We start from the raw sequence: 13,979 nt of genomic DNA, 5'->3' as shown, positions 1-13,979 counted from the left end.
ACGGCGGCGTTGATACCGCTGAGCAACGAAAGAAATATTCTTGGAGCAAGTCGCCCGCAGACGGTTCTTAATAGCACGTTCTTTTCATGGCCGCTACTACGCTCTACGCAAGAACGTCGGCCGCGAATGGACTCCCGGTTACGAAAAAAGTCATCTTGGAGGTGCATCATGAAAGCAACATTATGTGGATTACTCGTCATGACCTGTCTTCTCTCGGTTGCGCTCTATGCCCAGGAAGCCGACCAAGCACAAAACAAGACCGAAGACATTAGCCTTGCCGATCTCAAAAAAGCCATCGCCGACAAAGCCGTGGTCCTTCTTGATTGCAACGGCAGTCAGACCTACGCCAAGGGCCATCTGCCCGGTGCCATCGACTTCGAAGCATCAGTAGAGAAGCTGGCGACCCTTCTGCCAGCAGACAAAGGCGCGCTGATCGTCGCCTATTGCGGCAGCCCCCGCTGCCTGGCCTACCGCGGTGGCGTCAACGCCGCACGCAAACTCGGCTACACCAACATCAAGCACTTCTCCGGTGGTCTCTCAGGCTGGAAAGAAGCCGGCGAACCGTTGGAAAAATAACCGGCTTTGACCAGCAATAACTCCGCGTGATGATTATCCTTTGCGCATCACGCATTCCCCCCGTGGCGGACACCTAAGTGCCCGCCACGTTTGTTTGCCTTGGTTTGTAGTCACCTGCCAGGCGCGCCGATCAACGCAGTACGTCTGCACAGCTGACTCGGTAGTCGCCCAACCGCTATGGACACAGTGCATTCGCCCTGAAGTCCATCAACTGATATAATGACCAACGCCCGCCGCAAGTCTGTTACCTGCGGCGGGCGTTGGCGATTATGAACCCATCACCTCATTACATGAGAGTTTGAGTATGGGTGCATGCGCTTCCCGGCAATGCTGCCAAGGGAGCACAAAACGTCTCTCAGAAGCCCCAGTTGACGAAGATCATGCCAGGCGCCAACTCCTCGGGCAGGGCCTTGAACCACTCGTCGTTGCTGTGGATGATGTTCACCAAGCCGATCTGCACACTGGAATCGGCGGTTTCAGCAATATTCACTATCCCTAATTGCAGTCCCGTGACAGTCACCGCGTAGTTCACAATGCCCGACTGCAGTCCCTTCATCCTGCCGCCAGTGTAGTTGACCCAGCCGTCCTGCCAGCCAATGAAATTCCCCTTGGTGTAATTAACCGGCGCCCACTGCACGCCCGTGTAATTGTCGGCGTAATTGAGCATAAACGCCCAGCTGAAGCCAGAACTGCTGCCCTTCGTCCCGTTGACGATACCCAGCGCCAAAGAGGACTGCTCATTCTCACCCCAGATGCTCAAGGTCAGGCCCTTGATGAATGTGCTGCTGTCATGCACGGCAATTTCCGGGGTGAGACTGAGATTGATTGGCTTGGTCTCAGCCATGACGCAGGTCGATACCAAAATTGCGGCTAGCGATGCGAGTAATGTCTTCATCGTGTTTCTCCTTCTTAATGCAGGGATTATCCCTATTCCACAATTCGTTCTCTCGCTCCGACAGAAGACCGCGCCAGGCAGCCGTCATTGCCGGAATACTCAAAGATAGCCCCCATACCCCGGAATTGAAAACGGCCGTAACAATCCTCCACCGTCTTCATGTGCCCCCTCACTCATTGATACCAACCGGAGCGCATCAAGCAGACCCAGGCGCGCCCGGCATCCCTGACCGCGAAGCGGCAGAAGCCTAATGTGAATGGCAATGGGAAAAGTGCCCATATGTGGCATTCGCTTGGCCCCGGCTGAGTGGCATTGGAAGAAGAGGAAGTAACGGCTTTTTTACCTCAGAAAGCCGAGAAGAAGACGTGTCGAGTGGGGGCCAGAAAAAATGTCGCTAATGGTATACTTTCAACTTGGCGTCGACACCTGCATGCGCGCAATTGCCGCTGGGGCGATGCGCACCCAGGATAAATGCCGCCGTGACGGCGGTTTTCGCCCCAAAGGGCTGCACTATGCATAACTCTGGGTGAGGCACCCGAAGGGCGCCGCAACCAGGGGGTGTGGCAACAAACTAGAAATGCTCCAGGAGGGCACCACATTGGTCAGGCACATCGCGCTCCAATGCGCCGGACAGAGACATGTCGTGCATCCAATATCAATGGCTGGCCGATGACAGCATACGCTTGTCACCGCGCTGGCCCCAACACTTACTTCACCACGGCCGCCAGTGCCTTTTCAATGTCCTTAGCGATGTCCTGCGGCTTGGTTGTCGGCGCATAGCGGTCAATGACTGTCCCATCAGCCCCCACCAGGAATTTGGTGAAATTCCATTTGATGGCCCGGCCGAGGACGCCGCCTTTCTGTTCCTTGAGGTACTTGAACAGCGGATGCGCAGAGTCGCCATTGACGTCAATCTTGGCGTAGACCGGGAAACTCACGCCGTAATTCAGCCGGCAGAACTCCTGAATATCGGCGTCACTGCCGGGTTCCTGCGACTTGAACTGGTTGCAGGGAAAGCCCAGTACCACCAGTCCGCGCTCGCCGTAGATCTTGTAGAGTTCTTCCAGCCCTTGGTACTGGGGCGTGAAACCGCATTTGCTGGCCACGTTGACAATGAGCAGCACCTTGCCCTTGTAAATACCCAGTGATTCATCTTCGCCCGCAGCCGTTTTCACCGTATAATCGTATATGGACATGGTCTCGCCCTTTGCTGTTTCTGCGCCGGTGCCGCCGGCGCGAGTTTTGCTTTTCAGGCCCAGTTCCGCCGCCAGCGCCACAATCTCATCATTGCTGAAGCGCTGCTGCCACGCGTGGCAGTACGGTTGTTTGCCGTTTTTTGCGTAGTAGTCCTGGTGGTAGGTCTCGGCATTCCAGAAACGCCCCAGCGGCTCCAGGGCAGTTTGCACGGCGACGCCGCGCTTCTTCAGTACACTCAGCAGCGCAGCAGCGGTGCGTTTCTGCTCTTCGTCCGCATAAAAGATCGCCGAACGGTATTGCGAGCCAATGTCTGGTCCCTGCCGTTCGAATTGCGTCGGGTCGTGTATTTCCAGAAAATATCGGCAGAGGCTAAGAAAGTCCGTCCGCGCGGGATCATAGAAGACCTGCACGGCCTCGGCATGGCCCGTGTTGCCGGCGCAGACCTGTCGGTAACTCGGATTGGCCAGAGCGCCGCCCGTGTAGCCGCTCACTGCCGCCAGTACGCCCGGCTGAGACGCCAGCAGCGTCTCAACGCCCCAGAAACAGCCGCCGGCGAATACCGCCCGGCGAATCCGCACACTGTCAGCGCCCTCGTGGACCAGCGACACCGAGTTGACACAATGACGCGTGTCCTTGGCCGTCATGGCTTCGCCCGTGAAAACGTGGCCGAGGTGGCCGCCACAACGCACACAGGTGATCTCCACGCGGCGGCCATCGGCGTCACGGCTGCGGCGCACTTGGCCAGGTATCTCGTCGTCAAAGGCCGGCCAACCGCATTCAGACTGAAATTTGTCATCAGCGCTGTAGAGCGGCGCACCGCAATTCCGGCAGGCATAGACACCCTGCTCACTACTTTTGTAGTACTTGCCGGTGAAGGGCCGTTCCGTGCCTTTATTCAGTATCACCTCGCGTTCAAAATCGGCAAGCGCGCCATATGGCGAGCTCAATTCCTGCGGTTCCTGCTTGTCTTGTTTGTCCATGGCCATGACTCCCATACCGGTGAAAAGAAGCAGCCAACGCCTAAGCGATTGGGATACCTTACGTCTCTTACCATAGCACCTGCTATCGTTGTTCATCGTCGCTCCTTGCCGGGCTGCTCTGTTCTCAGTGTTTTTTGCTGCTACACTATTCGCAAATGCCAACCACTCGTTCCTCAGACTCTTTCCATAATCATGCAGTTCCAAGCTTTTCAGGACGTGCAAAAGAACCAGTGGAAACAGCGGTGACGCAGATGGAACGGCTGCCAACACCGCAAATAGTATCTGCGGCCATATTATCTGCGGCCAATGGGATAATCAACGCCACCAGCATAGCTTCCTCCGCATGCCCTCGACCCACCGCGGCCATCGCGTGAGCTGCAGCCAGCACCGGTCTTCTTTCGCTGTCGCGCCATTATTCGCCAGGGCAAGGCGTTACCGTCTTGTGCATGTCGCCGGTGTATCAACTGCGGAAGCACGGCGGCTCTCCAGCCACGAAATGTCGCACAACTGTCAGCATGAGGTGCCTTCATGAAGATGCCGTTCCTGTTCCTCGCCCTGTCCGTGGCCGCATCGGCGGCGACCTACTACGTCGATTCTCATGGCGGCAATGACGACGCTGACGGCCTGAGCCCGCAGGCAGCCTGGAAAAGCCTGGAAAAAGTTAACAAAAACCCGGCCCAGCCGGGCGATCAGGTGCTGTTCAAACGCGGCGGCCTCTGGCGCGGCACGCTGCAGCCTGGCACGGGCGACGACGAGCAGCCCCTGCGCTATGCCGACTACGGCGACGGCCCGCTACCCATCTTCCAAGGCTCCATCGCCGCCGACAACCCGGCGCTCTGGGAGCAGATCCGGCCGGGCCTCTGGCGTACTACAACACCAACCATCGGCGCCCGCGAGCCCCTCGACCGCGAATTCCGCACCGGACATTGGGCCTGCTACTTCGAGGCCGACGCCCGCGCCCACGCCTTCAACCACGGCGGCGACAAAGGCCATGTGGTCGTCACCCTCAATGTCAGCAAAGCCGGCACCCACCGCAATCACATCCAACTGTGGGGACCGGTCATCCCCAGCTTTGACGACACGCTGATCATCACCCTCCGCGGTCGCAGCAAAATGCCCATCCGCCTCAAAAACATCGATGTCCTCCAGGAACAGACGCCATGGCGCCGCTTCGCCAATGGCCGCTGCGATGCCGAACTGCGCGACGAATGGCAGGACATCGAAATCGTCCTCAATCGCATCAGCGAAATCGCCCCCGAACCCATGAAACTCCACTTTGGTCTCGGCGACCAGTTCCGCGACGGCGAGGAAATCCAACTGCAGGTCGTTCGCGCCGAAGTCGCCACGAAAGTCGGCGGGCTCGAACTGCCCGTCGATGTCGGCAACATCATCTTCGACCACGGCAAAACCTGCGGCTGGAAAAAGTGGTCCGTGGACAGCCTTGACAAGGTCGGCGACTACTATTACGCCCCCGACGAGCAGTGCGTCTATCTGCGCTACGACGGCAACCCCGCGGAACTCCACCAGAGCATCGAACTGGCCATGAAGGGCCACGTCGTCGAACACGGTGGCCGCAAGAACATCCTCTTCGAAAACTTCGCCATCCGCTACGGCGCCAGCCATGGCTTCGGCGGCGGCTCCGCCGAGGGCGTCACCATTCGCGGCTGCGACATCTACTTCATCGGCGGCGCCCACCAGTTCACTCACCCCAATGGGGTCCCCGTACGCTTCGGCAACGGCATCGAATTCTGGAATAACGCCAAGGACTGCCTGGTCGAAAACTGCCGCGTCTGGGAAATTTACGACGCGGCGCTCACCAACCAGGGCCGCGGCGACGGCAATCCGGTCCACTCCATACAGACCAACATCACCTACCGCAACAATGTCATCTGGAACTCGGAGTTCTCCTTCGAATACTGGAACCGCCAACTTACCGAAAATATCGCCTTCATCAACAACACCTGCGTCGACTCCGGCTACGGTTGGGCCCATGCCCAACGCCCCAACCCCAATGGCGCCCACTTGATGTTCTACTCAAATCGCGCCGAAACCCGCAACTTCGTCGTCAGAGACAATCTCTTCGTGCAGACAACGGAAGCCGGTATGCGCATGGACATTGACTGGCTCGACACGATCACCATGGACCACAATCTCTGGTACGTCGGCGACAAGCCACTCTACCGCCTCGCCAAGAACAACCGTATCATGCTCGAACAGCTCCCCGAACTGCAGAAGCAATTCCCGGTCGATGTCCACTCGCAATTCGGCCTGCCGGTATTCATGGACGCCGCCAAGCGCGACTACCGCCTGGCACCGGACTCCATCGGCCACAGCGGCGCCTCCGACGGCGGCCCCTTCGGCGCCCGCGCCCGCCTCAAAGACTGATTCGCCATAACGCTTTTTGTGCTATCACCATCGTTATTCGTTTGTACTGTTACCTCATGTGTCGGCGTTGGTGCCATCTGTGCCATCAAGCACGTGACCGAAAAATACGTGCTGGCCATGCCCGATGCATATGCATCCACGGACAGTACTTCCAACAAATCCAACGATCGCCTGCATGTTTACTGCTACGATCTGATGTCTGATACCATACCTCGGCACTTGCGTTACTGCACCGTGAAAGCAGTAGTGCTAGTCTTTCCAGAAATAAAGTCTGCAGCCGTCACCTGCCAAATTCCCGTTTTATCATTCAATGCCGTCCGAAAAACCAGCGTCGCCAATCCCTCATGCCCATAGATAACATCGGAATACAACTCGTTCTTGACGCCATCCGGATCGAAAACATCGACCTGAAATGAGTGACCACAGGAAGCTGTACCGTGTTTTTCCACGGCAACCGTGAAACGCAACTCATCACCAGACCGACACCATGATGACCCGGTGATGCTGACTCCTGTAATCTCATAGGGCATGAGGGCAAAAAAAACCGCTTCGGCATTAGCCAACGTCACCTTGAAACTATCACTTTTGCCAATATAAGCTTTCTGTCGCATGTCGTAGAGGTGTGCGGGGGACGCCGACCTGATAGCCACTGTCGTTGCTGCCCCTGGCGCAGCCACCTCACGAACAAGCCCGACAAAGCGGGCGCCGCCATCACTGGCTAGCTGATGATAGACAAAGCTGCGAACATATGTGAAGGCATCACCATGAATTTCCACCCCGGGTAACACGCGAAAAGGCTTAAAAAGCCCCTCAAGCAAACGCCGGTAGGCCAGCGCACCGGCATTTTTCCCCGACTGCGAGCGAACAGTGGTGTACTGCGGCCAATGTAGGTTGAGATAAAGCGCCTTGCCCTTCCCTACTGGGTTGAGATACAGCGCCCGACCCGCAAGCTGAGGATTGGGACCTGACGTCATGCCGACAGTACCCAGAATATTCGTGCGACTTATCTCCATCTCAACATTTTCGCCTTTGTCACGATCGGGTCGCACCAAACCAAAAAGACCGTCCAAAAGTCCCTGGCTCTGCATACTGCAATGCTTGTTCATGATACCCACATACCGGTCCGCCACTACCAGACCGCCTTCCCGCGCAAAGCGCTCAATGGCTTCGGCCTCCGCCACCGATAGTGCCGACGAGTGCGGCAAAATCAATATCCGGGCGCTGTTGCGGCTTAACTCGCCGTTCTCAATTTCCTCGTAGGACACAAAACGGTAGTGTATCGCCATGTCATCCAAAAGCTGACACCAAAGCTCACGCGCAGCCGTGAAATCAGCATAGCGGTCTTCAATCACCGCAGCATGTATGGAATGGTGCGAATAATGAATCAGCACCTCCGGCGTGTCTTCCAGGTGTTTCAGCAACAACGCGCCGCCCTCCCGGAGATCGCGTGCGTGCTCGCCAAGCTCCTGAACCTGCCGCGGCAGACGATAATCCGGTAACAGCAAGTTCGTCGAGGTGTAGTAGGATATGCCGTAGTTTTTGAAGCGGAAAGCGTCATACCACACACGGTAGGCAACGCCTATGCCGTCATTGCCATAACCATACCACGGCTTGATCAGAGGACGACCAAACGAACGGATGATTTCAGCCAAATTCTCCCGGTCATATGCCGCTGGGATGTCAATTACCTTGCTAAGCAGCCACATGTCCATGCCTGTATAACCATTGGGAGGCTGGGTGCCTGACATGTCAAGAGGAATGCCCGGGGCCTTCTCATGGATGATGTCCTTGACGATCTGAAATGCGCCACAGAAGGTCAATTCCATAAAACGTCGGTGATCCGCCCAGGCTGCGTATCGACGCGTAATGCTGGCGCGCTGGCGGCTTTCCAATGTCGTATCCGGCGTCACCTCAGACCAGTCAGCAAAGGCAGTACCCCATTCATGATTGAGACGCTCAAGAGTCCTATAGTCCTCCTGCAACCATTGCCTAAAGGCCCGCAATGTGTGCTCTGAAAAGCAAAAATCAAAGGGCGTGCTCCACAATGTCAAAGAGTTTTCATCTCCGACGTCAAAACTGCCGGGCGAATAGCGTAGCAGTCTGTCCACTGAGGCGGCAATGCCTTCGCGGTAGCTCGCCAGATAGTCAGGATCATTCAGACAAGGACGCCGGCAGAGATAGCGTTTGTCCCTGGTTGCCGAATAGGGCTCGGCAAAATCTTTGGTGAAGCTCCACAGGTGATGGCCGGCCAGCGGAAAGTCGAAAGGAAAGGCATAACGCAAGTGGTCCCGATAGGCGGCATCAACACTATTGTGCCAAAAGCGTATTTCGTTGACCCCGGCAGCGCGAAATTGGGCAAAGCGCAGGGGATTGAGATATCGTCGGAGATTATATTTGTAGCCCATGTCGCCCGTGGCAAAAGGCATGGCGTTGTGAATACGCAGGGACGGCGACAGCACATCGACCTGTTTGCGGTCAAGCAGGATGTTGCCGGCAAAAAGTTTTGCCGTGACAGAGAGGATGCCGGTGGCGGCCTCGCGCACCCGCAGGCTGAAAGTAGTCGTTCCCATGCCCTCGGCGGCAACGGCGTCGATCAGGCGGCCATAGGCGTCTGTCAGCTCAAAACGCATCTGGTAGTTCTTCTCACCGGAATGCGTGGCGTGGCCACTAATGCTGCCGCCGACAGCAACCATTTCATCGGCAAGCGTCAGGGACGTCCACTTCGCCGGCTGCTCCTCGGTGAAACACGTGCTGCCCCAGTCAATGACACCATTTTCTCCCACAAGCATGACATCGATGATGCATTCACCAGGCCAGAAGTGCTCAGGCAAGGGTAGGCTGATTTCGGGTCCAAGCGACAAGGCACTTTCCCATTCCTGACGATGGCCTAGGGCTGGATTGGACATGATCAGCCTGACTTTGGCTCCAGGCAACTCGCCGCTTAGGAAAAAGACGACGCGATGACCGTCGCAGGCCAAGTCACGCATGACAACCTGAGGCTCTCTGCGTGACGCCCAGATCATGGCTCTGGCCAGCAAGCCCAGTGAGTAATCCTGATAACGGTGCGGGGGTTCCGGGTCAGACCAAGGTATCACTGGCGTCAGGCCTGCGGACGCAACATAAGAAAATACCACGCAGCGATGTGATGCATTCTCGCCGGCCGCAGCGAGAGGGGATATCGTCCGCATCCATGGCGCCAACCGCAGCCCCCCGGAAAGCCGGTGTGGCAGCAACGACAAAGGTATGCCGGTGCAGATGTAATGCGGGCTATACTCGGACACCTCAGCGTCATGGCCCGACATCATGCCGGCAGCGGTCATGACGTCGGCCGGCAGGGCACCCGGTTCAATCAGCACCAGGCCAGTCCCCCGAGCCAGCTGCGATAGCAGAGTGGCGGTGTTGCCAGCATCAAGGTGTTTCCATAAGCCGCCGCTGACAACAATCACATCATAGGGCGTGGCAAGCTCTTTTTTCAAGCTCAGATTGGCGTCAGCATAGGAAAACACATTGTAGCGATCACACATGCCCCACTTCATGATATTCTCATTCATGCTGATTCGAATCACCCGGCATTCCATGTCCAGTCTCTGACTGAGTTCGACGACTTCGCGCTGGTGCAGGATATCAACAAGAAGCAAGGCCCGCAGCTTTCCTCCCGTGTAAGGTCGCGCCCAAGCCGTGTGCCTGCTGGGCACGGAGTCTGTCAACTCAATGCTGAAAGGGAGAATTTCGGCCGGCTTAGCCTTGGGCTGTTTGGGCCTGAAGACATACCCCGCTATCAGGGGGTGCTCCGACTCATAGACCATTGTCTTGCCATCGTAAAGCGCGTAGCGGATCATCGCTGGTTTGGGCCCGGCAGCCGGCAATGTCAGCGATGTGCGCTTGCCTGGCAGGAGATTTATGTAGGCTGTCAAGGTCTGCTGGCTGCCGTCCTGGGCTACGATAGCAGCTTGGCAACGCAGTAGATAGGAGCGCGAAGCCACAAAATCAAGTCGATATTGGTCACCCTCACCCAGTATGACCTCCGAGGCAATGCCATTCTCAGCATTGCCAACCGCAGTCAAGGGCGTCACGGGATAAAACGTGAGCAACGTCGAAAAACGCTGGCCCGCTGGAATGCTCACTGGCGAAAAAGCCCATTCAGCGGTCGTCTTGTCCTGCCCGCCACGCCAGAGATAAAACATCGCGGCGCGAGTATAGTCAAATTCGCACACCATGCCCCGGCCTTGGCCATCCACCGCGGCAATCCAGCCAGCGACCGGCTCCGCCAAGTAGGTATCGCCTCCCTGGCAGCCATAGGCCTGAACGCCGTCGGCCAACGGCACCAAATACTGCTGCCCTGGGCTACTCTGAAGATTCCAGCCATTGCGAAAATAAGGCTCAATGATTAAGTCCCCCATGGCTTCGGGACGATTGTAATACTCGTAGCGAACCTCCAGCGCACTGGAATATTTCGTCAGGCGCAGAGTCTTGATAATGTCTAGAAAAGGATAGCCATCGGGACCAGCAACAGTCAAGCGCAATTCCGCCGCCGCCGCCGTGTTCTTGATTATCTCCGCCGTGTACACGCGGTCGAAACAAGAGCCACCTACCCGCAGACGATCCGTAAACATGCGATAATCGTGATGCTGCTCGCCACTAAAACGACTGCTATCGGCCTTGACGACAAAATCACGGCAGGTGCCGCCGCGGCCGGGGTCCAAAACCAGGCGCACAAAGTCATTCTCCAGCACTATCTCGTCACCAATCTCTTGCACAGAACAACCCGCCATCGCCTCGCCGACAAGTGAACCAACCTCGTACAATATAAAATCGTCAAACCACACCGTGCCTTCGTGACGCAAACGGCAGTAAAAAGTCACCGCCTTGATGGCTCGCGGAGGAACATAAGCCGACGATAACTCCTCCCACGAATGGGTCCCATATGAAAATTTCTCCTCTGGAGAAATCCAGGCCCGCGAACCATCCTGAAAGTCAACGCAGAGTTCCACCCCATACAAGGCATGCGAAGGCGCAACGTCGGCTCGGAGTCCCTCGGCCTTGCTGGCACAACCAAAGACAATCGCTTTCGGGGTGTCCTGATTCAGCGTGAGCGTCTGATGCGCTATGGCTTGCCCAGTGGCGGGCGGTCCGGGAAAACGCAGACGCAAACTGCCGCCGCCGCCTTCGCGGGACACCCCGGCATCAACCTCACCAAGATGTATCTGCCAGCCGTCGGCGCCAGCAGCAAAGGTCGGGTTGCGCAGGCGATGCACGTCCTCGCCGATAAGACCTGAACAAGTAAGAGCAAGAAACAAAAAACGACCCAGCAGTTCATAAAAACGCATGCCACGCCCCTTTTTCTGTGTGCCTTAGAAACTGTCTGGAATCTCACTGTGATCAGCAAATAATTCTTCCTTATCGTATGTACGGTAGGCCCAGTTGTTTTGCGGGGGACACGAAGGAACGGCGAAATAACGCCTGCTCTCGACATGACCGTCGGCAAAAGCGATGTTAGTCGCGTCAGTGCCATGGCGAAAGGCAATGTTTTCACGATGGCGTTTGCTGCCCCCGTACGCCAACTTCTCGCTGCTCGAACTCTCAACAAGCGGCTTGCCAATCTCAAACAAAATACCCCGGCCAGACGCTTTCTTGATGGATGTGAAGCGCAATATCTTGCCGTTTTCCTTTAGATAATAACCATTGCCGCCATAGCTGAAATTTGGCATGCCCCCACTAGGGGTCGTGTTGGTTCTTTCGTAGCCATCCGCCCAGCAGCGACGGCCATTTGGGCAGGTCATAACAGGGGCCAGCGCGTATTTGTTTGCAGCTCCTAAATATGCGCCATATCCACTATCACTCGCCGTTGGCAGGTAGTTGGCGACGTTAATGCCGTAACACGCCCATTCATCATTGTCATCATTGTAGAACATGATACACATCATGTTCTGCTTCATGTTGTTGACGCATTGCGTAGCCATTGCTTTCTCTCGTGCCTTGCTTAATGCCGGCAGCAACATCGCCGCCAGTATTGCAATGATTGCGATCACAACCAGCAACTCAATGAGCGTGAATGGCGATACATCGGTTTTTCTCGCAGCGGATTTCTTCATGGCTCTTTCCTCCTTGGCTTCATGCATGTGACTTGATCGACACCCCGGGCTATCATCTCATTGGCAATCTTGCTCTCAAGCAAGCAATCGTTTCTGTTACTGTTGCCGTCGGTGCTTCTTACCCAGCACGAACGTTTCCATGCCTACATGGCTGGTGAACAGAAACGCCTCGTCATACTCTCAGCCAATGATCCTTTCTAGCATCCTTACTGAATCCCATTCGTCGACGGACACTCAAGTAGACTCACGAACGATCAATTTCGGGCGTACCCTTTTTTGCCGACACTCAATCGGCAAATCGGGGTCTTGAATCAAAGCTACCAGCATGGTAACTAGTGACTCCGCAATGACGTCACTGCGGTCATCAAAGGTGGTCAGGGAAGGCGTCAATAATTTCGCAAAATCGACATTGTCAAAACCCATAAGCGCCACGTCTTCCGGCACCCTCACTTTCAGCTTCAACAAGGCCCGAAGCAAGGCACCGGCAATATGATCGTTAGCGGCAATAAACGCGTCAGGGCGATCAGTGCACAGCAGGCTGCGGACACGTTCCTGTAGCACAAGCGAACACGCCTCGTCCTCCGGTTGAAGCATGATCACTCGTGAATAATTCAGGCCACTCCCCGCTAAACCGGATAGATACCCTTGTTGCCGAAGATCCATGCCATAATTCGTCTGCAAATTGCCTTTCAAAAACAAAACCGGACGCGTGCGCCCACGAGCAGCCATGTGCTGTACGGCATCGCAAAAGGCGTCCTCTACCGCTAAACTGACATAACAAGGACGCGCCATACCCTCCGGCTTCTCCATAAACACCGTCTTGTCCGCTGGATAGGCACTGGCAATGCAAGATGAATAGCCGGGATAATTATGCGCTAGGCAGATGATCCCAGCTACATTGTAAGATTCAAAATCACGCGCAAAGGATACCATTTTGTCAATCGTATCATGCGCCTGACCAACCAAAAAACGATAGCCCAGTGACGACGCGACCTGCTCCATCATCGCCAGCCGCGTATGAAATATCGCCGGTGCGTAGCTGTCCATGGCAACCCCGATGATGTCACTGGATTTACCCGCCAACTGCCGCGCTAATTGGTTGGGCTGATAGCCCAAACGACGCTCGCAAGCACGTATCTTCTCCGCTACCCGGTCGCTGACCCGAGTGTTCTTACCACCCGTGTTGTTCAGTACTTTCGCAACTGTGACAACAGATACCCCGACCTCAAGAGCAATATCCTGCAACCGAACCTGTCCATGCTTACCAGCCACAAACAATCTCCACTCTATTTTTTTTGATTTAACGCTAAGTTAAACGAATCTATTCTAGTCTATCTTTACCGATAGTCAAATGTGAAAAAGAGGCACCGACGCCATGGCTATATGTATCAGTGATTGACACTAGCCGTAGCCGCCACCACTATTTTGAGCGCTGCAGGCTTAGCTTGCGATAGCCTCGTTCAAACTGGAGCCACTTTGCGACGCACAAATGCCACAGGGGACGGTTTTCACCACTTTGGGCAAAAAAGCACGGGACTTCCCGGTGGCAGCTGAGTATGAGTGAGGCATTACCCTTGCCTGGTAATCGATCAGTAACCACCCCGGAGGGGAAAACACCGGGGACAATTTGCAGGAAACCCACGGCCAACCGCCACCCAACCATCCGACCCTGATTTCCGCCGATGTTTGCGGCAGCGGGTTTCATAGGAGTGATTGATAACCAAAACTGTGGTGCCTCTACGAGGCACTGTCTGTTGGCAGGCGGCGTCCCCAGGCTAAAGCCTGGGGTTAAGCATGGTTATGCGCCTACGGCGCAAAAACATGGATATTAAACGATGGTGGTTTTCGACCCGA

The 13,979-nt window shown here is 55.8% G+C and carries 8 protein-coding genes; 3 read left to right on the top strand and 5 right to left on the bottom strand.

Annotated features, from left to right (window positions below):
* Window positions 1-168: 168 nt before the first annotated feature.
* Entirely contained in the window at window positions 169-576 is a 408-nt protein-coding gene (locus J3R75_RS16860) for a rhodanese-like domain-containing protein (protein WP_307264056.1), read from the top strand.
* Window positions 577-931: 355 nt separating this feature from the next.
* Here the strand turns inward: J3R75_RS16860 and J3R75_RS16855 are convergent, their stop codons facing one another.
* Window positions 932-1,471, bottom strand: coding sequence for a hypothetical protein (locus J3R75_RS16855; protein WP_307264053.1), 540 nt, complete (start codon window positions 1,469-1,471; stop codon window positions 932-934).
* A 707-nt stretch (window positions 1,472-2,178) separates the two neighbouring features.
* A complete protein-coding gene (locus J3R75_RS16850) occupies window positions 2,179-3,648 on the bottom strand; it encodes a bifunctional methionine sulfoxide reductase B/A protein (protein ID WP_307264050.1) in 1,470 nt (489 codons plus the stop codon).
* A 528-nt stretch (window positions 3,649-4,176) separates the two neighbouring features.
* Here J3R75_RS16850 and J3R75_RS16845 point away from each other — a divergent pair.
* Window positions 4,177-6,033, top strand: a complete 1,857-nt coding sequence (locus J3R75_RS16845) for a right-handed parallel beta-helix repeat-containing protein (RefSeq protein WP_307264047.1) — start codon at window positions 4,177-4,179, stop codon at window positions 6,031-6,033.
* A gap of 224 nt (window positions 6,034-6,257) precedes the next feature.
* On the opposite strand, the gene J3R75_RS16840 is transcribed toward J3R75_RS16845, so the two are convergent.
* Window positions 6,258-10,859, bottom strand: a complete 4,602-nt coding sequence (locus J3R75_RS16840; RefSeq protein WP_307264045.1) for a beta-galactosidase — start codon at window positions 10,857-10,859, stop codon at window positions 6,258-6,260.
* Window positions 10,860-11,036: 177 nt separating this feature from the next.
* Between J3R75_RS16840 and J3R75_RS16835 the strand changes: the two genes are divergently transcribed.
* Window positions 11,037-11,309 (top strand): hypothetical protein, encoded by a 273-nt coding sequence (locus J3R75_RS16835; protein ID WP_307264042.1) that lies wholly within the window; start codon window positions 11,037-11,039, stop codon window positions 11,307-11,309.
* Window positions 11,310-11,384: 75 nt separating this feature from the next.
* On the opposite strand, the gene J3R75_RS16830 is transcribed toward J3R75_RS16835, so the two are convergent.
* Entirely contained in the window at window positions 11,385-12,125 is a 741-nt protein-coding gene (locus J3R75_RS16830) for a prepilin-type N-terminal cleavage/methylation domain-containing protein (RefSeq protein WP_307264040.1), read from the bottom strand.
* Window positions 12,126-12,359: 234 nt separating this feature from the next.
* Window positions 12,360-13,397, bottom strand: a complete 1,038-nt coding sequence (locus J3R75_RS16825) for a LacI family DNA-binding transcriptional regulator (RefSeq protein WP_307264037.1) — start codon at window positions 13,395-13,397, stop codon at window positions 12,360-12,362.
* Between the last annotated feature and the right edge of the window lie 582 nt (window positions 13,398-13,979).

Origin of the sequence: Oligosphaera ethanolica (assembly GCF_030814695.1) — a bacterium.
Taxonomy (GTDB): domain Bacteria; phylum Verrucomicrobiota; class Lentisphaeria; order Oligosphaerales; family Oligosphaeraceae; genus Oligosphaera; species Oligosphaera ethanolica.
This window is presented reverse-complemented; position numbering and strand designations above follow the sequence as displayed.